At 30.5% G+C, this 22,884-nt stretch carries 18 protein-coding genes; 12 read left to right on the top strand and 6 right to left on the bottom strand.

Annotated features, from left to right (window positions below; genetic code table 11):
* Positions 1-2 precede the first annotated feature (2 nt).
* Entirely contained in the window at positions 3-2,114 is a 2,112-nt protein-coding gene (gene recQ, locus BM319_RS03850; protein WP_069032580.1) for a DNA helicase RecQ, read from the top strand.
* Between the two features lie 65 nt (positions 2,115-2,179).
* Here recQ and BM319_RS03845 read toward each other — a convergent pair whose 3' ends face one another.
* Positions 2,180-3,781: a glycoside hydrolase family 10-like protein gene (locus BM319_RS03845; protein WP_091021360.1), complete on the bottom strand. Its 1,602-nt coding sequence runs from the start codon at positions 3,779-3,781 to the stop codon at positions 2,180-2,182.
* 316 nt (positions 3,782-4,097) lie between these two features.
* On the opposite strand from BM319_RS03845, the gene BM319_RS03840 reads away from it, so the two are divergent.
* Both BM319_RS03840 and BM319_RS03835 read left to right on the top strand, forming a co-directional pair.
* Complete coding sequence (locus BM319_RS03840) at positions 4,098-7,268, top strand: ATP-binding cassette domain-containing protein (protein WP_091021359.1); 3,171 nt, start codon at positions 4,098-4,100, stop codon at positions 7,266-7,268.
* Positions 7,269-8,071: 803 nt separating this feature from the next.
* The gene (locus tag BM319_RS03835) at positions 8,072-8,653 is read left to right on the top strand and encodes a MerR family transcriptional regulator (RefSeq protein ID WP_091021358.1); all 582 of its coding nucleotides are present in this window, start codon (positions 8,072-8,074) and stop codon (positions 8,651-8,653) included.
* A gap of 707 nt (positions 8,654-9,360) precedes the next feature.
* On the opposite strand, the gene BM319_RS03830 is transcribed toward BM319_RS03835, so the two are convergent.
* Complete coding sequence (locus BM319_RS03830; RefSeq protein ID WP_091021357.1) at positions 9,361-10,143, bottom strand: ABC transporter permease; 783 nt, start codon at positions 10,141-10,143, stop codon at positions 9,361-9,363.
* Positions 10,136-11,041, bottom strand: a complete 906-nt coding sequence (locus BM319_RS03825) for an ABC transporter ATP-binding protein (protein ID WP_069032585.1) — start codon at positions 11,039-11,041, stop codon at positions 10,136-10,138. The genes BM319_RS03830 and BM319_RS03825 overlap by 8 nt, the downstream gene beginning before the upstream one ends.
* Positions 11,042-11,179: 138 nt before the next feature.
* On the opposite strand from BM319_RS03825, the gene BM319_RS03820 reads away from it, so the two are divergent.
* Positions 11,180-11,740 carry a TetR/AcrR family transcriptional regulator gene (locus tag BM319_RS03820; RefSeq protein ID WP_091021356.1) on the top strand — a complete coding sequence of 187 codons (561 nt, stop codon included), beginning with the start codon at positions 11,180-11,182 and terminating at the stop codon, positions 11,738-11,740.
* A gap of 966 nt (positions 11,741-12,706) precedes the next feature.
* Here BM319_RS03820 and BM319_RS03815 read toward each other — a convergent pair.
* Positions 12,707-13,612: a DMT family transporter gene (locus BM319_RS03815; RefSeq protein ID WP_069032638.1), complete on the bottom strand. Its 906-nt coding sequence runs from the start codon at positions 13,610-13,612 to the stop codon at positions 12,707-12,709.
* Positions 13,613-14,062: 450 nt separating this feature from the next.
* Between BM319_RS03815 and BM319_RS03810 the strand changes: the two genes are divergently transcribed.
* Entirely contained in the window at positions 14,063-14,614 is a 552-nt protein-coding gene (locus tag BM319_RS03810; RefSeq protein ID WP_069032587.1) for an NADPH-dependent FMN reductase, read from the top strand.
* A 64-nt stretch (positions 14,615-14,678) separates the two neighbouring features.
* Here BM319_RS03810 and BM319_RS03805 read toward each other — a convergent pair whose 3' ends face one another.
* Complete coding sequence (locus tag BM319_RS03805) at positions 14,679-15,299, bottom strand: trimeric intracellular cation channel family protein (protein ID WP_069032588.1); 621 nt, start codon at positions 15,297-15,299, stop codon at positions 14,679-14,681.
* Positions 15,300-15,471: 172 nt separating this feature from the next.
* On the opposite strand from BM319_RS03805, the gene BM319_RS03800 reads away from it, so the two are divergent.
* The 7 genes from BM319_RS03800 to BM319_RS03770 all read left to right on the top strand — a co-directional run bounded on the left by BM319_RS03800 (position 15,472) and on the right by BM319_RS03770 (position 22,027).
* Entirely contained in the window at positions 15,472-16,683 is a 1,212-nt protein-coding gene (locus BM319_RS03800) for a serine hydrolase domain-containing protein (protein WP_091021355.1), read from the top strand.
* A 199-nt stretch (positions 16,684-16,882) separates the two neighbouring features.
* The gene (locus BM319_RS03795; protein ID WP_069032590.1) at positions 16,883-17,467 is read left to right on the top strand and encodes a phosphatase PAP2 family protein; all 585 of its coding nucleotides are present in this window, start codon (positions 16,883-16,885) and stop codon (positions 17,465-17,467) included.
* A gap of 27 nt (positions 17,468-17,494) precedes the next feature.
* The gene (locus BM319_RS03790; protein WP_069032591.1) at positions 17,495-18,169 is read left to right on the top strand and encodes a response regulator transcription factor; all 675 of its coding nucleotides are present in this window, start codon (positions 17,495-17,497) and stop codon (positions 18,167-18,169) included.
* A 100-nt stretch (positions 18,170-18,269) separates the two neighbouring features.
* On the top strand, positions 18,270-19,499 hold the full coding sequence (locus BM319_RS03785) for a sensor histidine kinase (protein ID WP_175495547.1): 1,230 nt from the start codon (positions 18,270-18,272) through the stop codon (positions 19,497-19,499).
* Positions 19,500-19,528: 29 nt separating this feature from the next.
* Positions 19,529-20,161 (top strand): VTT domain-containing protein, encoded by a 633-nt coding sequence (locus BM319_RS03780; protein ID WP_091021352.1) that lies wholly within the window; start codon positions 19,529-19,531, stop codon positions 20,159-20,161.
* A gap of 157 nt (positions 20,162-20,318) precedes the next feature.
* Positions 20,319-20,891: a hypothetical protein gene (locus BM319_RS03775; protein ID WP_091021351.1), complete on the top strand. Its 573-nt coding sequence runs from the start codon at positions 20,319-20,321 to the stop codon at positions 20,889-20,891.
* A gap of 32 nt (positions 20,892-20,923) precedes the next feature.
* Positions 20,924-22,027, top strand: coding sequence for an MGDG synthase family glycosyltransferase (locus tag BM319_RS03770; protein ID WP_069032595.1), 1,104 nt, complete (start codon positions 20,924-20,926; stop codon positions 22,025-22,027).
* A gap of 81 nt (positions 22,028-22,108) precedes the next feature.
* On the opposite strand, the gene BM319_RS03765 is transcribed toward BM319_RS03770, so the two are convergent.
* Positions 22,109-22,810 (bottom strand): polysaccharide deacetylase family protein, encoded by a 702-nt coding sequence (locus tag BM319_RS03765; RefSeq protein ID WP_069032596.1) that lies wholly within the window; start codon positions 22,808-22,810, stop codon positions 22,109-22,111.
* Between the last annotated feature and the right edge of the window lie 74 nt (positions 22,811-22,884).

The following is a 22,884-nucleotide window of genomic DNA, read 5'->3' as shown; positions in this document are numbered from 1 at the left end:
GCATGTTAACACTTGCAAGAGAAAACTTAAAAAAGTATTTTGGATATGAAAATTTTAGAGCGGGACAAGAACAAATTATTGAACGAGTTTTATCAGGAAAGCACACAGCTGGTATTATGCCAACAGGTGGTGGTAAGTCGATCTGTTATCAAATTCCAGCGACAATTCTCCAAGGAGTTACCCTCGTCATTTCTCCTTTGATCTCTTTAATGAAAGACCAGGTAGATGCATTGCATCAAGTAGGTATTCCTTCCACATTTATTAATAGTTCACTTTCTTATAATGAAGTAAATGAAAGAATGATGGATTTAAGCTATGGTGAATACAAAATCCTATATGTTGCACCTGAAAGATTAGAATCAGAAAGCTTTATCAATGAATTAAAAAGATTGCCGATCTTACTTGTAGCAGTAGATGAAGCACACTGTATATCGTCGTGGGGACATGATTTTAGACCAAGTTACTTACGTATAAAAAACTTAATACAAGAATTGCCTACGAACCCAACAATATTAGCACTTACTGCTACGGCAACTCCTCAAGTTAAATCTGATATATGTAATCAACTAGGAATAATTGAGGAAACGACGATCATTACAGGCTTTGAAAGAGAGAATTTGTCATTTAAAGTGATTAGAGGACAAAATCGATTAGATTATATTTGTAATTACATAAAACAAAATAAAAACGAATCTGGTATTATTTACGCAGCAACTAGGAAAGAAGTAGATAATGTTACCAATAAATTAAAAAACCTAGGCATTTCCGTCGGTAAATATCATGCAGGCTTAAGCGATGCAGAACGTTCAAAACAACAGGATGCATTTTTACAAGATAATATTAATGTAATGGTTGCTACAAATGCATTTGGAATGGGAATTGACAAAAGTAATGTTAGATACGTAATCCATTACCAAATGCCTAAAAATATGGAAAGTTATTATCAAGAGGCTGGAAGAGCAGGACGAGATGGATTAGAAAGTGAATGTATTTTACTTTTTACTGCACAAGACGTTCAAATTCAAAGATTTTTAATTGAGCAATCTACCTTTGAACCTAATCGATTAAAACAAGAGATTTCAAAACTACAATCAATGAAGGATTACAGTTATTGTGAAACATGTTTACAAGCATTTATTTTAAAATACTTTGGGGATGAAAGTGACCACTCTTGTGGAAAGTGTAGTAATTGTATTGACGAACGGACTGCAATAGACATTACAATTGATGCTCAAATTGTTTTATCATGCATTATTCGAATGGGCGAAAGATTTGGTAAAACGATGGTTGCATCAGTACTAACTGGATCAATGAATAAAAAATTAATAGACTTAAATTTTCATACTTTAACGACATACGGTTTATTCAAAAACCGTACATTAAAAAGTGTTGGTGATTTAATTGATTATTTAACATCGGAACAATTTATTGGCGTTACAAGCGGTAAATTCCCACTGTTAACTGTAACAAATAGGGGAAGAGAAGTACTATTAAATAAAATAAATGTAATGAAAAAAGAAGAAATCCAAGTTACTGAAAGTACAAACGTCGATAATCATTTATTTGATCAACTGCGAAGTTTACGTAAAGAAATTGCGACAGAACTTGGAGTACCACCATTTGTCGTATTTGCAGATAGTACTTTACGAGATTTATGTAAATTACTCCCAACTACTGATGAAGAATTCCTACAAGCAAAAGGTGTCGGATTACAAAAACAACAAAAATTTGGTGATCAATTTATAGAAGTGATCAAGAAGTATAAAGAAGAAAACCAAATTGAAGTAGAAACAACAAAACCAAAAGCAACAATTATTAATAAAGTTCCTTCACACAAAATATCATACGAATCTTATCAAAACGGACTTTCGATTTCTGAAATTGCAAAAGAGAGAGGATTAAATACGACTACTGTTGAAAATCATATTTTGCAAAGTGCAGTGGAAGATGATCGTTTTGATTGGGATGAAGTAGTGCCTTTTGATATTGAAAAACAAATTAAAGAAGTAATAAATACAGTTGGAAGTGAAAAACTTCGACCTATAAAAGACGAATTACCAACTGAAATTAGTTATTTTATGATAAAAGCTGTAATTATGAAATCTGCAACATAATATAAACTTTTTACACTAAAAGTATAAAGAGCTTCCTATTTTAAATGGGAAGCTCTTTATATTACCTATTTCTTGCTAGCCTTGACCTGTATTTGATTACTTTCTTTACTTTCATTATGAAGTCGATCGACAGCTGTTATTTCATACGTGTAATCTTTATCTATATTTGCTGTTGTATCTAAATATGTTGTTTTACCATTTTTTGATTTGCGAACAGTAGTTAAGATGTTCCTTGGATCATCAATGCTATCTTTATGTAATCCATCAAAACGGTATACAACATAATATGAAACATCTTGATCATTAGGGTGAGTATTCAATGTAAGTTGGATTCCATCTTTTGTTCGAGAAGCTTTTTCGAATTTTGGTTTCTTTGGAGCTTGGTTATCTAACCACGGCATTGAAGGAATTAATGCCTTTGTTCTATATAAGTCCTGGCTTAAACGATCCTTAATACCAAGTGGATTTCGATTTAAGTCTTTTATTGAAAAATGCATACTTCCTTTGATTTCAGGAATTGTACGATTTAATTCAATTTGTTTTGGTAATTCGTCAGGTAGAGCCCAAGCTGCGTTGTTATCGTTAATTTTGTAATCAGCTTGTCCAATATATAAATCAATATTCTTACCTTTTACTTCCTTCGTCCACCAATTTGCGAGTATATCGTATGCAGCAGGTTCAAATCCTATATTCCAATAGATTTGCGGAGTAATATAATCAAGATATTCTTTATTAATCCATTCTCTAGTATCTGCAAATAAATCATCATAATTTGTTTGACCAGCAGTAGTATTTGAGCCAGTAGGGTCTTTTGCTATATTTCGCCATACCCCAAAAGGACTAATCCCAAATTTGACATAAGATTTTTCTTTCTTTATTGAATTATGAAGTACTTTTACGAACTGATCTACATTGTCTCGTCGCCAATCTTCAATATTATCAAACTTTTGTTTACCATATTTTTCGTACGAAGATTGATCTGGAAATTCTTGACCTGCGATACGATATGGATAAAAATAATCATCCAAATGGACTGCATCAATATCATATTTTTTTACAACTTCCATAATCCCATCAATAATAAATTGACGTGCATCAGGATTACCTGGGTCAAAATATAATTGCTTTCCATATGGGACTACCCAATCAGGATGTTTTCTTGCAGGATGGTTTTCTGCTAAAGTATTTAAATCCTCTAAAGTCGCATCTCCTGGCGCTGTTCGTGGCATTGTAATTCGGTATGGATTGAACCAAGCATGAAATTCAATATTTCGTTTATGTGCTTCTTCAACCATAAATGCAAGTGGATCATAGCCTGGATCCTTACCTTGTGTACCAGTTAAATATTTTGACCATGGACCATAATTAGATGGATAAAAAGCATCAGCGGTCGGCTTAATTTGGACAACGACTGAATTCATTCCCATCATTTCTACATCATCTAATAGTTTAATAAACTCCGATTTTTGTTGCATTTCAGACAAACCAGTAGCAGATGGCCAATCGATGTTTACTACTGATGCAATCCAAGCTGCTCGTAGCTCATGCTTTGGAGGGATAGAGTACTGTGAAGTAGTTTCAGCATGAACATTTTGAATTTGTTGAAATAATAGAGATGCACCTACTGTAGCAGCAATCGCATATTTTCCAAGTTTTCTTTTCTTCATTAGTGTTCCACCTTACTTTCTATTAAATTAGTAGCGCTTACATAATATAAAACTATCAAAAATGGAAAGTATTGTCTATAATTTTTGAAACAAAATTTCAAAAAAATCTAAAAAATCAAGAAATTAAATTTCGATTTATTTGATACTTTTTTGAAATCCCTCAAATATAAATCATTTTATCATTCCCGATTTATAGCTTGGCTTGTCTTAAATTGGTAAAATATTGATTGAAGTATAATTGCATAAATTAAAGGTCATATAAGGAATGAGCATACATAATTTATACAAATATTACGAGACAAGAGAGGATAAGAATTTGAAAATAAGTCAATTAATTGCAAATAATATTAATAAATTAGATGCAATTTTACCTGAGAATCAGTCATTAGGAATTGCTGGATTATCTGGCTCTGGTAAAACTACTTTTTGTCAAACAATTGGTGAGGAGTCAAAGAAACGTCTAGTGTCTTTACTTCCAAAAGCTGAATATCAATATTTATTCCCAAACATAATGGAAACAAATTTTAGTGCGATTAACATGGAAGAAATGCCATTAGTACTTTTCCTAGGCAAATCATCCATTTCTACTAATCCACGTTCAACACTAGGAACACATACAGGTGTTTTTAAAGACATTCGTGTAAGCCTTGCAGAAAAGTTTAATCTTTCTCCAGAAGTTTTTTCGTTTAATAATGAATTAGGTTGGTGTCCGGATTGTAAGGGCCGCGGAATTACAAAAAATATTGAATGTAAAAAGTGTAAAGGAAACCGATATAATCAAAAAATTGAAGAATATAAAATTGAGTTATTTGATCGTCCACATTCTATTTCGGATATTAATAATTTAAGTGTAGAAACAATTTTATCACTAGCAGAGGAATTACAAATTAGTGAAGCTAAACAGCATTTACTAAACAATATAATCAAAATGAATATTGGCTATTTATCCCTAAATCGAATTACTGGAACATTATCCGGTGGAGAAATAACTCGACTTTATTTAGCAGAATTTATGGCAACTAGTGAAAATACTGTTATAATCATCGATGAAATTTCGGTAGGTCTTGACCATGATACTTTAAATAGAATATTAGCCGAGATAAAAGAATTAGGATTTAAAAATCAAATTTGGTTAATTGACCATTCCGATACTGTACTAGATGCAACAGATGATCAAGTGTTTTTCGGACCTGGAAGTGGTAAATACGGCGGAAAAATCGTTGAAGAATCTCCTCGACCTAAACCGATTTATTGGAAAAGAAACGAGATTTTCCCGAATGATTTCTATGAGTTTAAAGATCTTCATTGTCGTAATATCCAAATTCAAGATATACAAATTCCTAAAAATAGACTAGTAACATTTACTGGAGAATCTGGATGTGGTAAATCAACTCTAGTAAATGAATGCATGTCAAAAGACTTTTTAAAACGATACCCAAAAGATAAATTGGTGATGGTAGGTCAGGATCGGAACCAATCGATTACGAGTCGATCAACAGTTGCTACTTTCCTAGATATAAAGAGAAAGTTAACAAAATATAGTGAAGAAATAGATGATATTTTCCTACGTTCAATCGAGGATATCATTGAAGAACTACCGAATGAAGACATTGCACATAAGCGATTAAGCTTATTAATCAAACTTGGGCTTGGCTATCTTACTCTTGAGAGAAAAACACAAACACTATCAACTGGTGAATTTCAATGTGTACATTTAGTTTCTGAACTATTTTCTAATACAAGAAGCCCTCATACATTATTCATTTTTGATGAGCCCTCAAAAGGATTATCACAAAATATATTAAATCAATTTATCGATAGTGTTCGAGAAATTCTAAAAGATGAATCAATTTCTATTATGATGATTGAACACAATGCCTACATGTTAGAAAGCTCGGATTATATTGTTGATTTTGGAAAAAGAAAGATTACTCCCATTGAACATCTCGATGTTGTAAATCATGATGACTATTTTAATCAGATAAAACAGGATCATGAAAAGCCACAGTCGCAAATTTCATCATCACTTAAAATACAAAAGGGTGTTCAATATTTACAAGAAAATAATATAAATTATTTCAAAAATGCAGAAAACATTTATAAAGGCGGAATATTAAAAAGTCTATCATCGATGGCACGACTTATTTATGGAGAATATGAATCTGATGCTATTCTTCCTGTTATTGCAATTGATTTAGAAAGACATTTATACAGTCAATATACATTTTTATATGAAATCGGCGGCCTAATCAATCAAATCGTTGCTTCACATCCGACAAATAAGGACACAAGAAGTTTTGACTTTTATAACCAAGAAAATCATTGTCCTTCCTGTTCTGGCCGTAGAGTAATTGAGAAGTTTGATATTGATGTAGTCTTTCAAGATAAAACAGTACCATTTTGGGAAGGTTTATTACATTCTGATGTAATGGAAGTTTTAAAATATTACCAATATCCTAAATTACAATTCTTATTTGATGAAATAAAAAATGAACTTGGTCAAGACATTAGTAAAAGTTTTAATGAGATGTCAGAAGCAGAAAAACACACTTTTTTATATGGATACTATGAAAAAACTTTTTATGATAAGACTGGAAAGACACAAAGATTATGGGAAGGCTTTAATACGATTATTGGACGATATATGTCAATTTCAAAATCGGCCATCAAAGAACAAATGAAGGCTTCCAAAGAGCAAATTATCTGTCCTATTTGTGAAGGCACAGTTTTAAACCACCACAAAAAATTAATGTTTGGCAAATTAGATATTCGTGAAATCATCAATCAACCTGTAGATCAAGTAATTAATACAGTTGGACAGTTAACAGTCTTAGAAGAAATAAAATCAATTGTTGGTGGAGAAACAGCATTAACTGTAGAAGTTTCTTTACTATCTCGAGAACAACAGGTTGCTTTAAAAATGTTAGAAATAAAACAAGCAAGTTTCGTTGGATATGAAGTTGTATTACAAAATGCTTTACCGTTCTGGGATCGTGTTAAGACAAATATTGAAGAAATAAGCAATAAAAACTTAGTAACGATAACTGATTTTAAAGATATATTGGAGACCAGAGAAGATATCATAGACAAATATTTTACAAATGGTAAATTCAAAAAACTAACATATGTTTATGAAGCATTTGGATATAAAAAAATCGTTACACTAATTAATAAAGTAAAAGCGAGTAACCCTTGTCCGTTCTGTAAAGGAAAAAAAGTAATTTCTGAAGATAATTTACATGACGGTGTATATAAATTAACAATACCATGTGTTAGCTGTTTAGCTAGTGGAATCAATGAGAATGGACGCCAACAGCTTGTTGAGGGAATTGCAGTTCAAACATGGCTCACTGGTAAAGTAAGTGAAATAGTTCCTGAAAATCAATTAACTGAAGAAGTTAAAGATATACCGATATTTAATCGTATAAGAGAACTAAATAAACGTGATATGATGGCAGTTTATCAATGTTTGATTCAAAATAATTAATAAAAATAAAACTCATTTTCAAAGAACTTTTTGAAATGAGTTTTTTATTTTGTGGCTTAAAATATATGTGTCAATATAACAGGTAAAATTGTTGTAAAACTTTCATAGAATAATGTTCACAGTTTATACATGGTATAAAAACAGGATACTTAGTATGATTAATCTGTAGAAAAAAACGAATTTTTTAAAAATATATTTTTAAAATAACAATACTATATTTGAAAGTAGGAGATATAATGAATCATTTAAACTTAGGTAGAAACTTAAAAATATCAGCGGGTTTAACAGTATTTGTAATATTCTTGATGACATATCTTTTAAACTAAAATATTGTATTTTGCATATTAATTTTATCCGAAAACTCATTTGTTAAAAATACAAATGAGTTTTTTTATATTTCTTTTTTTAATAAAGAAATTATTATATCATTTCATTCGTATAATAATAGAACTGTAAATTAGAACAATGCTTTTATCAATATTATACAAAGATAACATGCAAACGAATGTTCATAGTAACTTTGATATTATTGGTTTATCTTAAGCATGCTTTTACAAAATATAAAAATCATAGAACACTATTGAACTTACTGTTTAATATAAATGCGTTTATAAATTACAATAGAAGAAATTAAATAGAGAATCACACTAAAGTAGTGATCCTCTTTTATAAAAATTCATTTATTAGCTCATCAAATCTTTCTCTTTCAATAAACTTTGATGCTAAATTCGATAAACCTTTTAATGCAAAAAGGAGATAGCATGCCAGTATAGAATATAAGCATTGTAAGGAGTGTGAGGGGTATGATAGATGGAGATGTAATAATAACTAGTACTCAAATAAGAGAGCAGTTAGAGTTGAAACCAAGCACCTTCAGAAAATATCAGGACATCTTAGAGAATGTTGGTTATACAATCAAGAAGAATAGTAGAGGACATCGACAATATTCAAATTATGATGTCTTGATCTTCGAAAAACTAATCGAATTAAGTAAGCATGATGGTATGACGTTAGAGAAGTCTGCGAGATTGATAAAAGAGCAAACCAATAGATTAATACCTCATACTGACATGATAGTCGAAGAAAAGTCTTTAAACTTAACGGAGCACCTAATACAAATAAACAATGAACACCAGTTGCATACAATTGAAAAACTAATGAATGAAATGGAAGAAAGACTTTCTAAAAAGATGGATCTACAACATAAAGAAGTATTAAAGCAACGAGAAAAGCAGACTAGCTTACTGATGCAAGAATGGAGAGAACAAAGAAAACAAGATCAACAACTGTTATTAGAAACGGCAGCCACTCAAGAAAAGAATTCATTACTAAAGAAAGTAAGTGAAAAAATGGAAGAATTAAAAAAATGGTATTTTGAAACATGAGCTTATATTACAATCTAGCACTTTCGCAGTGCTATTGTCGTTGGAATAATATTAGCCATTTGGAATTCTACACTTAATTACTGGTTTTTGGATATTCTAATGGTAAAATTAGGTATAGTAGGGCGTGGTAGGTGCCTTTCTTCTTAAAGAAGAAGAGGAGAGTGGTGGTTAGGCCTTGATATACAAGCTTTTTAATTGGTAATTAGTTAATGTAAATTTGATGTAAATCGTTATTAGGCTCACTTTTAGATGTAATTGCTTCAGGATCAAAAGAATTGCCTAATGATAAGTTAGAAGATACTCCACGTGGCTAGTTTTGCTGCTGGGTAGTTCCGAGTGAAAAAGCGATAAAATGATGATATTTACTAAGTAGACCTAAACTGCGCACCTTTCTTTTTTTAAAGAATGTTTTGCGATGTGACTTTACTGATGATGATCGTTCAACTATCACTCCAGATAGTTGAACAATACTGAAATATACTATCAAAAACTTAATATGAATTAAGTTCTTCAATAAGGTGTATTACATCAATAAGTGTTTACTATGTTTTATATTAGTTTTTAGTCGAAGGCTCAGAGAAGTCTCTCTAAGCCATTTTGGTGTAAGATTTGGAAGATTTTTTTGCAATTATCAAGTTTTCAAGTTAGTTCAACGCCTAATTGCTTAAAAATTTTTCATCCCTATTTTTCATTCGTTAGTAGGATATTTATAATGGTAAATCTTTTCGCTTAAAAACAACAACGCCCATGAAATAGAGAAGAAGGCTTAATCCAACAAGTATGAATAATTGACCTCTATAACTTCCGTTTTGAATGATGGCAGTGGAATCATAAAGAGTGATAATACTAACATTTCTAAGGAATTCCAGACTGTCATTCATTCCAGAAAGCATATTCGTTGCATAGAAAAACACTGTAAGGCCTGCACCTAGTGCTAGGGAATAGCTTGAACGGTTGAATAAACAAGATGCAAAAAAAGTAATGCTACTAATGGCTAAATTCAATACTAGAGATCCTAATGTAAGAATGAAGAATTTATTTACAGGTAATTCACCAGGCTGGACTAGCTCCGCCACACCGTATCCTACAACAAATATCAACCCGAACATTACCACTAGTGACAAAACAAAAAAGATAATACTTGTAAAAGTGTATTGCGTTCTTGTGATCGGAGTTGATAAATGAAAGGCCATGCTACCTTTATCTACTTGTTCTGCTATTAGTTTATTTCCAATAATAATCGAATAAATCATGGCAAAGATGAGGACGAAGTTTCCAAAATATTGATTTGCTACAAAGGCAATTAAGGTAGTTATATCACCTAAGGGATTTACAGGAGCATCCATGCTTGTTTGGGCAATATTCTGCATGGTTTCCGGAGTGAAAACACTCATAACAATCACTATTAACAGAGAAAGTGCTCCTGCAATAATACTGAAAACTTTTAAATTTAATTTTACTAAGCGGATAAATAAAGACTTTTTAAACATGCTCTTGATTCTCTCCTTTATAAAAACTCATAAAATGATCTTCTAATGAGTTCTTCATTTCACGAAACATTGTTACCTCTCTTTTAGACAGGGAACGTATTAATTCGTTAATTTGTTTGTCTTCTATCTCTACAGTAACCTGTAAAGTTTCCATATCGTTCTTTTTAATGACAAAATTTTCTTTTAAAATCGATTCGAAGTCTGATCGTTTTTTAAACATAATGATAAATGTGTTTTTACTAAAATGCTTAAAATCTTGAGAGTTCATTACCGAAATGATTTTACCTTGCTTAATCATCGCAATACTATCGCATGTTCCCTCAATCTCCTCAAATAGATGAGAAGACATTAGGATACTTTTACCCTTGTTTTTTTCCTGATGAATTAATTTTACAAACATCGATTGCATTAGTGGATCAAGACCTGTTGTTGGCTCGTCTAGAATAAGAATCTGAGGATCATGCATGAAAGCACAAACAATCCCAACCTTTTGTTTCATTCCTTTGGACATACGTTTTATTTGAGTTGATGGATCTAAGTCGAACATCTCTATTAACTGATTCGCCTTTGTCATGTCACCGAGACCACGCATTTTAGCTGCATGCAAAATAAGTTGTGTACCAGTCATGTTCTCAGGAAAAGCAATCTCTGCAGGTAAATAACCAAGATGTTTTTGAATCTCTTTTGGTTGATTCCAACAATCTAAATTTAAAATTGTAGCTTTTCCACTTTGGGGTTTGATAAATCCTAATAGGTGACGGATCGTCGTAGTTTTACCAGCACCGTTAGGACCTAAAAAGCCAAAAACTTCCCCTTTCTCAATTTTAAGTGATACATCAAAAATACCCTTATTGTTTCCATAATCTTTTGTAAGGTGTTGGATGTTTATTATTGTCATTTAAATCACCACGCCAATTCTGCTTTATTTATCCGACAACATGTCGTATGATGTAAGTTTATTATGGATTACTATCTCTATCAACCGACATTCGTAGTACAACTGTCGGATTTCGAGAGACAAGTTGGAGGGATAAAAATGAAAAAGAAGCCAGAGATAACTGCACAAACAAAACAAAATTTAATAGATGCCTTCTGGGAAATTTATTGCACTAAGCGAATAGAAAAAATTACAATAAAGGAAATTACAACTAGAGCAGGGTATAATCGGTCCACATTTTATGAATACTTTTCCGATGTTTACAATGTCCTGGCACAATTGGAAGACAATTTAATTTTCAAACTACAACAGTTACCTATCCAGAAATTATCCACTTCAGATACATTTCCGTTTGAAGCAATTGTGAGCATGTATTCACATCACCGCAAATATCTCATGGTCCTGTTAGGAGATCAAGGAGACCTAGCCTTTCAAGGGAGAATTAAAGCAAGCATGAAACCCATGATGAAAGAACTCCTAATTGCACGAGGAGCGACAGACAGTTTTAAGCTGGATTATAAGTTGGAATATGCCTTATCCGCTATGATAGGCGTACTAAGCTATTGGTTTAACCAAGAAAATGCTCCATCCATTGAAAAATTGATAGAGTTGTTAGGGGAACTTTCTAGTGAAGGTGTTATGAAGAAGTTAATAGGGTGAAGTTGAGTGGTATTTTTTTGGGGATATTTATTGTTGAATGCGTAAATTAATACACAAAAACATAAATGGAGAGTGTGTGAAAAGAGCAAATACATCTGATCAACAATTTGGTGTTTTTCTAAAAAAAGAAAAGAGACTTGATGCTTTAAGGCTATTATTGTGAGGTAACTCTTATTACGCAGTACGAAACGATAGCGTAATAGACCAAATATACTATATTCTATTTTGGCTATATATCAACAAACGATAATTGTTGTGCTGCTGCAGTTATAGCGTAATTATTTGCCATTCTCCAACATGATGGAAAACCCACTAAAGTGGAGTATGTATAGGAAGAATTGAGAAGACAAAAATTGCATTTGGAGTATTAAAATATTTTATGAGTTCTTAGATTGCCATTGGTATAAAAAAGAAAGCAAAATTTTTAAAAGTATTAACAAAAACAGAACATACATTCTGGTTTTGTGTTATAGATTATGGTAAAATAAGGTAGAGTAGAATTGTAAGTTGCCTTTCTTTGTAATGTAAGTCTATGTAGATATTAAATTAGGAAAACTACATAAAGTTAAAATCAGTAGTATCAAGGCTTTTTTGAAATTATGTAGGAATACTATTTCCTGATAGAAGTAACTGCTAGTCTTTCTTCGCATAGAAGGGAGGTGAGAATGTGACTGGTTATGAGATTGCAAATTTAATTATTCAATGTGTTGGAATAACTGCAACTGTAATCTTAAGCATAATCGGTATTATCATTTCTATTAGCAAAAAAAAATAACCACCCTACCCCTCGAAATGGTTGTGGTGATTATTTCTTCACTGGATCCAAGGAAAGCAACTTTCCAATTACTACTCGGAAGGGGTGTGTTCGCAGCACATCCCTTTTTAGTATATTCTTTATGACTTCATTATAGTCCTTTTAGTATAGTTTGACAATGAAGTTAACGTTCTTTTTAACTGAATGAATCGTTAATTTGCAATTTTTTCATTTGAATTTTGCGACACTTTTTTCGGTGAATTCAGTAGCAGTATTAAAGCGATACCTAAAAATGTCATAAAAATTCCTATTATTTGGGTTGGTGTTGGTTTAAAACCTGTTATGACTGTATCTAATACAATGGCCACTGCAGGATCTAAAAATGTTAATACAGCAATCATATTAGAAGGTAAAAATCGAATATTACCAAAGAATAATGCATAAATAACGCCAGTATGAACAAAACCAATAATCAAAATAAAACTCCAGTTTTCTAAATGCAAGTTTTGAAAAGAATCAAATTTAACAAAAGGAATTAAAAGTAGAAACCCTAATGTAGTCTGAAGTAAGGTCGTAAAATATGAACTTGTTTTTGTAATCCCTTTATTCACAATCATTAATAATCCATAAAAGATTGCCGCAAGAAATGCCCAAATGACACCAGATGAAAGAAATTTATCAAGTGTAAAATCAGAATTAATACCGGATAAAAGAATTGAGCCGATAAAACTACTTAAAACACCAAGTAAAGGAATTACCGTAATTTTTTCTTTATAAATTAAACTACCTAATAAGAATAAAATAACGGGAGCTAAGTAATAAATTGAAACTGAAATTGTAACTGATAAATTTTCAAATGATTTAAATAAAAATACCCAATTCATAACTAATAGGATCCCACTAAATAATGAAAGTGTTATATCTTTTTTATTAAATATTTCTTTTTTAGCTAACCCTGAAAAATACCAAACTGAAAATAAAAAAATAGTTGCAAAAACACATCTAATAAAAACTAAATCAATGGCTTTTAGGCCTGTTTTAGGAGCGACGAAACCTACTGTGCCGAAAGTAGCCATTGCAATAATGATACTAATTGTCGCCTTTTTATTTACTGTCATATTCCCCAATATGTATCACATCCATTTCATGTGTAATTTCAATATTCTGTCAAATAAGTATATACTAAACATTAGGGTTATATCAATCGAATAAATCATGGATAAGGAAATACCCTCCTCATAGGGTATTCATGTAGAAGTAAAAAGGCAAGAAGATGAGATATACTTCCTCAAAGTTTATTCATGAGGAACTAAAATGCCAGAAAGTTGAAATTTACAAGAAATCATTAGTAAGTAATTAGCTAGAAAGCTAATAATTCCTTACTAATAAGATGTTCAAAATAAATATATTTTCCAAGCCATTTAAGATTTTTAAAATCGAAGTTTTCATTAAATTCTGTTTAAATTAATAGGCAAATAAATAGAATTCATTTATACTATTATTTGTAGTTTTAAAGAATTATTGATAAAAATTAGTCAATTAAGTTTTTAATAGTGAGGGGAATTTAAATGAATATCGTAGTAGTAAATGGTTCACCAAGAGCAAATGGTCGAACTAGATTCTTAGCAAAACAAATCGCAGATTCTAATAATTTTACAAATTTAGATTTAGCATTTGAACAAGTTCCTCTTTATAACGGGGAAGCTGAACAAAAAGAAATAGAAGCAGTTAAAGCTATTAGAGAATTACTAGTTAAAGCTGATGGAATCGTTATTTGTACGCCAGAGTACAATAATGCGATGAGTGGAGCTTTAAAAAATCTAGTTGAATTATTAGGCTCTGAGCCATTTAAGAAAAAGCCAATTTCATTATTAGCAGTAGCTGGTGGTGGAAAAGGTGGTATAAACGCTTTAAATAGTATGAGAACTGTAATTCGTGGTGTATATGGAAATGCATTACCAAAACAACTAGTTTTAGATCCAGTTGATTTTGAAAATGATACAGTTGTGAAGCCTGAAGCTTTTGCAAAAGTAGCTGAAGTAATTGATGAATTAAAAGAATATGTACAAAAAGAAATTTTGTATAAAGAATACATAGAATCAAATAGTGTTTCTAAGTAATAAAAATGGTCCTAATCAATTATGGGTTAGGACCATTAAAAATAGCTTAACATCTTTGTTAAGCTTAAAGTAAATTATCATTTACATTTCTAATAGGAAAGTTTACTTTGTATCGTACAGCGATAATTCTAATTGCAGTTGTAATTAGAAAACAAATATACAAAGATTGCAGTTTAGTAAATTCACCATGTGTAAACAAAATTGTAATAGAGCCGATAATTGCTGCTATTGCATAAATTTCTTTTCGGAATACAAATGGAATTTCTCTTGCGAATACATCTCGCATAATTCCACCGCCAATTCCAGTGATTAACCCCATCGAAATAATTAAAAAAGAACCTTTTAAACCATGATCAATTGCCGAATATGAACCAACAGCAGTAAAAACACCTAAACCAATTGCATCAGTAATGATTAAAGTTGATTGGAACTGCATTGTTCGTTGATAAAATAACCATGTTACAATTGAAACGACTGTACTTACGATAAAGTATTGAGGTTTTGCGAAAGCATTCGGTACCGTTTGACCTAAAATAATATCACGTATTAACCCTCCGCCAAGAGCAGTACAAGCTGCTAAAAAAACAACACCGAATAAGTCCAATTTCTTTTGAATACCAACCAAAGTACCAGAAATGCTAGCAGCTATAATCCCTGCATAAACAAAAACCTCGAGCAAAATCATCTATTCTATCCCCTTAATTCCATTTTCTATGATTCATTTTAGCAACAGGTAAGGACTATTACAATATTAAAATAACTTTGAAAACGCTTCATTTAAAAAAATTTTTTTATATGAAAAATTTACAGTATTTTACATGAAATTCACTTGAAATTTATAGATAGGAGAGGTTAAAATGCAAAACAAAATTATACAACATAAAAATAAAATTTTATCAAAAGAAATTCAATTAATAATGGATAAATTTAATATTGTCGGGTTTCAAGCTGCTGCGGTTTTAAAAGATAAACTGATTTGGTCCGATGCTTATGGTTATCGTAATTTAGAAACAAAAGAATTAGTTACAGAAAATACGATGTTTCGAATTGCTTCTATTTCAAAACTTTTTACTGCTACTGCAATCATGCAATTAGTCGAAAGAAAACTAATCGATTTAAATCAAGATATTAGTCATTATTTAGGTTTTAAAGTAAGAAATCCTAAATTCCGTAATTCTTCAATTACCTTGAGACAAATATTAACTCATACATCATCACTTAACTCGGACGATGCTTCAAATAGTGTTTATGCTAAGTACATTAAAGATGGCCATTCAGATTTTTCATTACAACTTACAGAATTAATAGATGAAAATGGAAAGTATTTTACGAAAGAAATATGGGGGGATTGGAAACCAGGAGATCAATGGATGTATTCAAATATTGGTGCGATCATATGCGGTGCAATAATAGAAAAAGTCACTAAGTTACGCTTTGACCAATATATCAAACAAAATATTTTTGAACCTTTAGAAATGAAGAATGTAGCATTTTCGTATGCTAATTTTAATAAAAGCCATGAACTGGCAAACCTTTATGAAAAAAATAAAGATACAAACGAATATAAAGTATCAATTGATGATATTAGGCAGAGTGGATATTCTAAGAATCATTGGGACCAATACATCATCGGTAAACATGGAGGATTATTTGAACCTCAAGGTGGACTAAGGACATCCGCAGTTGAATTAAGTAAGTTTTTACGGGTACATATGTTAAGTGGGAGTTTAAATGGACACCAAATTCTTGAACAAAAAACGTCAAAATTAATGACATCAATTCAATGGTCTAGAGAAGAAAATAATCACTTCTTTAGTAAAATGGGGCTTGGTTTTCATATTAGCCACGACTTTTTACCGGGTTACAAAGAAATGATCGGGCATGCGGGTGAAGCATACGGATTAATCAGCAACTTATATTGGCATGAAGAAAAACAATTTGGAATGATATTTATTTTGAACGGATGTCAGTTTGAATTATCTGAAGATTCAAGATTAGAAGTAGAAAAAGAATTAGCAGAAATAATTTATAAACACATTATTGAAGAACGTTTATTAAATCAGCTGTAAGGTAAATAATAAGAAACTACAATTTTTTCTGTTCCATAGTGGAGTAAAAATTCCTCCATCAGACTTAATCTTGTTAAAAGGATCTATTTATCAATAGGTCTTTTTTTATTTGTAATAGAAAATCCCAATTAAATTTTCATCAATTTTTCATAAAACTTTTATATAATAATTTCCGATCAAAAAAATGGAGGAAATTTTAATGAACTACTCAATATTTAAATTAATAAATAGTTTTGCTGGCAAATGGCCTGCTTTAGATAGTGTAATGATATTTTTATCTAAATCTGCCATTTTAATCGTAATAGGAATTTTATGTTATTTATGGATTCAAAAAGGAACCGAACGTAAGTATACAGCCTTTTATATTGGTTTAACACTTATTTTAGCACTAGGTGGTAACTTTATTATCCACCAATTTTATTACCACGCGCGACCATTCGTTAATCACCATGTGACCAAATTGATTTCACATTCGTCCGACTCATCTTTTGTAAGTGATCACGGGACATTAGTATTTTCTACTGCGCTTATTTTATTGTTTAGAAAAGATCGATTAGGTTTGATTTCATTTGTTTGGGCGATATTAGTTGGTATTTCCAGAATCTTTGTTGGGGTACATTATCCATTTGATATAATTGGTGCATTTATTTTGGCTGGTGTAGTTGCAATTGTTGTTTTAAAAACATCATCGTTAACGGAACCAATAATGAAAATATTATTGAAGTTATATGAAAGAATAATAAAAAAGTTACCAAATAATAAGAAAAAGAATTTGAGTTCCTAATTAAGAACTAAATAGAGGAGACATCTTTTGAAAATTTTATTTGCTGAAGACGATCAAAAATTAGGGAAAATGACGACCCATTTGTTAAAAACACAAACTCCATTTCAAATCGAATGGACTACAAACGGAAAGCAAGCATTGGAATTAGCTATCCACTATGATTTTGATTTACTTATTTTGGACTGGATGTTACCTGAAATTAGTGGTTTAGAAATATGTAAAAAGCTTAGAAGAGATGGATTTAAAGGACCTATCTTAATGTTAACAGCCAGAGATAGTATTAATCACCGTGTTGAAGGATTAGAAGCTGGAGCGGATGACTATTTAATCAAACCATTTGATTTTAGTGAGCTTGCCGCAAGAATTAAAGTACTCAATCGAAGGAATTTTGCACCACTTCAAGATGAAGTCATCACGATTGAAGACTTAACTTATAATCGGACAAATTTTAGTTTAAGTAGAGGCAATGAACAAATTATTTTAACGCAAAGAGAATTACAATTATTTGATTTATTAGTAAAAAATAGAGGGATTGTGCTCACTAGAGAAGTTATTTTTGAAAGAGTTTGGGGAATTGAATCAGAAGTAACAAGTAATGCTGTTGAAGCGTATGTAAAAAATCTAAGAAAAAAAATTGATCTACCAAATGACAGAACTTATATAAAGAGTGTTAGAGGTGTTGGTTATACAATCGAAAAATGAGATTTCATTATTTCATCAAATTAGCAAGCGATTAACATTTTTCAATCTTAGAATTTTAATGATTTTCATTATTTTATTTAATATTTCAGTGGGAATTGTAATGTCGTTTTACATTTACTTAGACCAAAAGAGTGATCTAATCACAGTGTTAAAGCAAGAAATAAAAGAAGTAAAAATGAATGCTACTTCTCTAGGTCCAAATGATGACATTACTCAAAGAAAACATAAACGTAAAAATGTTTATTTTAATTATTTTTTAAATAAAAATAACGGATTTGAAATCTATGATGAAACAGCACCCGGGTATACAAGGGATATAGAAAAAGTTTTAAAACAGATTAATCCTATTCATAATAAAGTCGTTATTAAACGAATTGATCCTCATGATAAAGAAGAACTAAATTTAATGATTGCTGCAGAAAATGTGTATGATTCATCAAACCATTACCTTGGGACAATTTATAGTGGTAAAGATTTATCGTCGGTTATTTATTTAATAAAGCAGTTTATCAGTATCTCATTTTTGCTCTCAATCATCTTTTGTTTTATGGCATACTACTTCGGAAAGAAAATTACAAATCAGGCAATGGAACCAATTATTGCATCTTATAAAGAACAACAAGAATTCGTGGAAAATGCTTCACATGAACTAAGAACACCTTTATCAGTATTACAAGCCGGTATTGATGTATTAAGCGTTGAACAAGATCGCCTATCTGATTTCGGAAAAGAAACCTTAACAGATTTAAAAAAGGAATTAAGTGATACACGTAATCTAGTCCATCAATTACTTTTTCTAGCAAGACTTGATCATAAACAAATCGCCAAAGTGAATAGAGAAGAATTTAGAATCGATGTCTTTTCGGAACAAATTCAAAAAGCATGGCAATATAAGGCATCAGAAAAAAAACAAATAATCAAGCTTTTAAATGAAGAGAAATTTATTGTTAAAACAAATCAAGAAAGTTTAAAACAATTGATTAATATCTTTGTTGATAATGCAATTAAATACTCAAATGAGGACTATACCATTTCATTAAATTACTATGTAAAATCAGAAAAAAAAGCAAACTATTTCTATTATGAAATAAATGATAATGGTATTGGAATTCCAAAAGAGCAACAAGACAAAATATTTAATCGGTTTTATCGAATAGAAGAGCATAGGTCGAGAGATGAAGGAAATACTGGACTCGGTTTATCGATCGCAAAATCGATTATAGAGTCTTTAAATGGAGAAATTATAGTAAATAGTGAATTCGGTAAGGGAAGCAGTTTTAAAATTAAAATTCCGATTTCAAATTTATTTCAAATTAAGACAAACATATAGAGAATGATTTTTAAGGGAGTTAGAGTTATATGGAGATTATTAAAAATATTATTGATCTCATATTGCATTTAGATCAACATTTATTAACTTTTGTGCACAATTATGGGGCAATAACTTATTTCATCTTATTTTTGATTATTTTATTGGAAACCGGACTTGTTGTGACACCATTTTTACCAGGAGATTCATTAATTTTTACAGCAGGTGCACTTGCTTCCTTACATTTATTAAACTTTTTTGGATTATTAGTCCTTTTCATAGTAGCAGCAAGTTTAGGTGATTCTTTAAATTATTTTATAGGTAAGAAATTCGGTAGTAAATTAAGTAAGAGCAAAAAAATAAATACGAAATACATTCATGAAACTGAAAACTTTTACAAACAAAAAGGTCCTAAATTTATTGTATTAGCAAGGTTTATTCCGATTGTTAGAACTTTTGCTCCGTTTGTAGCAGGGATCGGTGAAATGAACTATTCAAAATTTATTTCATATAACATTTTCGGAGCGACGCTTTGGGTTGGACTAATGGTATCGATTGGTTACTTTTTTGGTAATATTCCTTTTGTTAAAAATCATTTTGGGCTATTAACGATTGGGATTATTTTCGTATCAATCATTCCAATATTAATCGATGTAATTAGAAAATTTATTAAGAAAAAATAAATTGAATCTAAACAAATGAATCAATTTTAGGAAAACATAATACTATTTTCATTAAATTTTCACTTTTATTTTGTACATTAGTTTGTATATAAAAGGAGGAGAAAATGGATTATGTGTTTGCTAATATTTTTTCAAAATTTGAAAGGAACAAATCAAAATGATTAGTAATTGGATAAAAAATAAATCTGAGAGAAAATTAATTTATATAGCATTAGCAATTTCAATCATAATTTTTGTCATTGCAGGGTGGAAAGTTTCGCATCGTACTGAATTATTAACGAATATGGGACCTCATATACAAAATGGAATCCAAAATGGTTTTCATAAAATAAATCCTTTAAAAATGTATGCGAAAGATAAAGGTTCCCTTGGAAGAATAGGTGTATTTGCCGCATTTGTTCTCTTTCCGCTTTATTTTTTAATTAGATTTAAAAAATTAAATGACAAAAAACAATTTAAGAAATTCTTAGGTAAATTATTGAAATGGTGCAAGTTAATACATGTCCCAATCGCGTTAATTACTTTTGCTTTAATTACAGTACACTCTGTGATTATGACTTTTTTTGAATGGAAAACAGATGCTGTTTATATTTCAGGTGTTATAACTTATTTGCTACTACTTCCATTAGGAATATTCGGTTTTTTAAGATATAAACGAAAAGATAAAAACTGGCATTACTATCTTTCATTTGCAGTTGTAATCTCAATGTTAATTCATACATTCGTTTAATTAATTTGTCTATTCAAAAGAGGTTGATTAGTATGGTATTGCAACCAAAAATACTTGTCGTTACATCGAGTTTTGGAAATGGGCATAAAGAAGTATCAAAAGCGTTAAAAAGTGAGTTTGAACATATTAACTTTAACGATGTAACAATAATTGATATATATGAAGAAGCATATCCAACAATAAATGTATTTGCAAAAAATATTCATTTGCAATTATTCCAGCATGCCCAAACAATTTATAAATGGTTCTTTTATGGGACTGAGAAATTATTCAGCACAGTCATTTTTGACAGGCTTTTAGAATTATGCGGAAAGAATATAAAAAGTATTCTTCAAAAAGAGAAGCCTGATATTATCATTACTACGTTTCCAGTTGGATCTGTAGCAAAATGGAAAAAATATTCTTCACATCCTTGTAAATTATATACAGTAGTTACAGACTATTATATTCACCGTTCATGGATTCATAATGAAATCGATCGATACTATATAGCGACGGAAGGATTAATACATCAAATGGTGAATTTAGGTGTTTCTCTATCGAAAATATTTGTATCTGGGATACCTCTTCGCCAAGAATTTAAAGAAATAGATTTTTTAAATGAAGGTACAAGTAATTCGAAATCTAACGATCAAATATTAATAGTTGCTGGGGCAGTTGGATTATTAAAGGATGTAGAAAAAATGGCCAAGCAGTTACTTGTTGAAACAAAACTTAAAGTAGCAGTTGTTTGTGGCTATAATCACATCCTTTATAATAAATTAAGTAAGTTAAATGAAGAATACAAAGATCGACTACAAGTATTTGGCTACGTAAATAATATTCGTAATTTGTATAAAAAATCTGATCTCTTAATTACCAAGCCTGGTGGTATTACATTATCAGAATGTATTGCATGTAATTTACCGACAATCCTATATAAACCAACACCAGGTCAAGAAAAAGAGAATTCCCGAATATTTGAAAATGCGGGTGCTTCAGTAACAGTAAAGTCGTTAAATGAATTAACTTTTTATATTAATCGAATTCTTTTCAAATCAAATCATTTAGAACAAATGAAATCATCATTAACTGCATTAAATAAAGGATTTAGTTCTCAATTAATTGTTAATGATATTTTTAGTTCAATTTCTTAAAATTTTATGACTAATAACTTTATAAATATGTAAAAACACCACAAGGTATAGAGTTTCCTTGTGGTGTTTGGGTTTAATTAGCTAATGATCAATCCTAACAAATTGATATTGGTTTTGTAAACAATATCCAATAAATCTCTCTAATGCTTTTATTGTATGAATAGGAGCATCCTCATCTGCACCAAATGTATCTCCATTATCATGTAATAAAATAATTGCTCCTGGTTTCGTTTGATTTAACAAAAGAGAATAAATGCCTTCACTTCCTTTTTTACTACTCCAATCATTTGCCATGACAGACCATAAAATAATTTTAAGCTTTTTCTGAAATAGAAGTGGCAGTGAAACTAACCCCCAAGGTGGTCGATAGTAAATTGCATCACTGTTCGTTATTTTCTTAATAATACTTGCAGTCTTTTCGATTTGATTATTTAAATGTTTTGGACTGAGAAACCAATTACATTTATGTTTATAATTGTGTATTCCGATTAAGTGACCATCTTCATGTATCCTTTTAATGATCGCAGGATACTTTTCTGCCTCTGATCCTAATACAAAAAAAGTTGCTTTAATTGAATGACTTTGGAGTAAATCTAAAAGTAAAGTCGTATAAACTGGATGGGGACCATCATCAAAAGTTAAAGCAATGCGTTTTTGATTATTAATTGAAACTGTATGTATTGAAAAAAATTTAAATAAACGTGTTAGTAAACTCGGGATTGGACCATAAAGGATAAATAATATTACAAGTAAACCACCGATTATGACGAAAATTCTTAGCATAAATTCTCCTTAAACTACCTTTAAATAAAAATGATAATATAACATTATTATAGTCCAATTTACATTTTGTTGGT

It is taken from the genome of Bacillus sp. UNCCL81, from assembly GCF_900112535.1.
Lineage (GTDB): Bacteria > Bacillota > Bacilli > Bacillales > Bacillaceae_G > Gottfriedia > Gottfriedia luciferensis_B.
The sequence above is the reverse complement of the archived record's forward strand: the minus strand, read 5'-3'. Positions and strand labels throughout refer to the sequence as shown.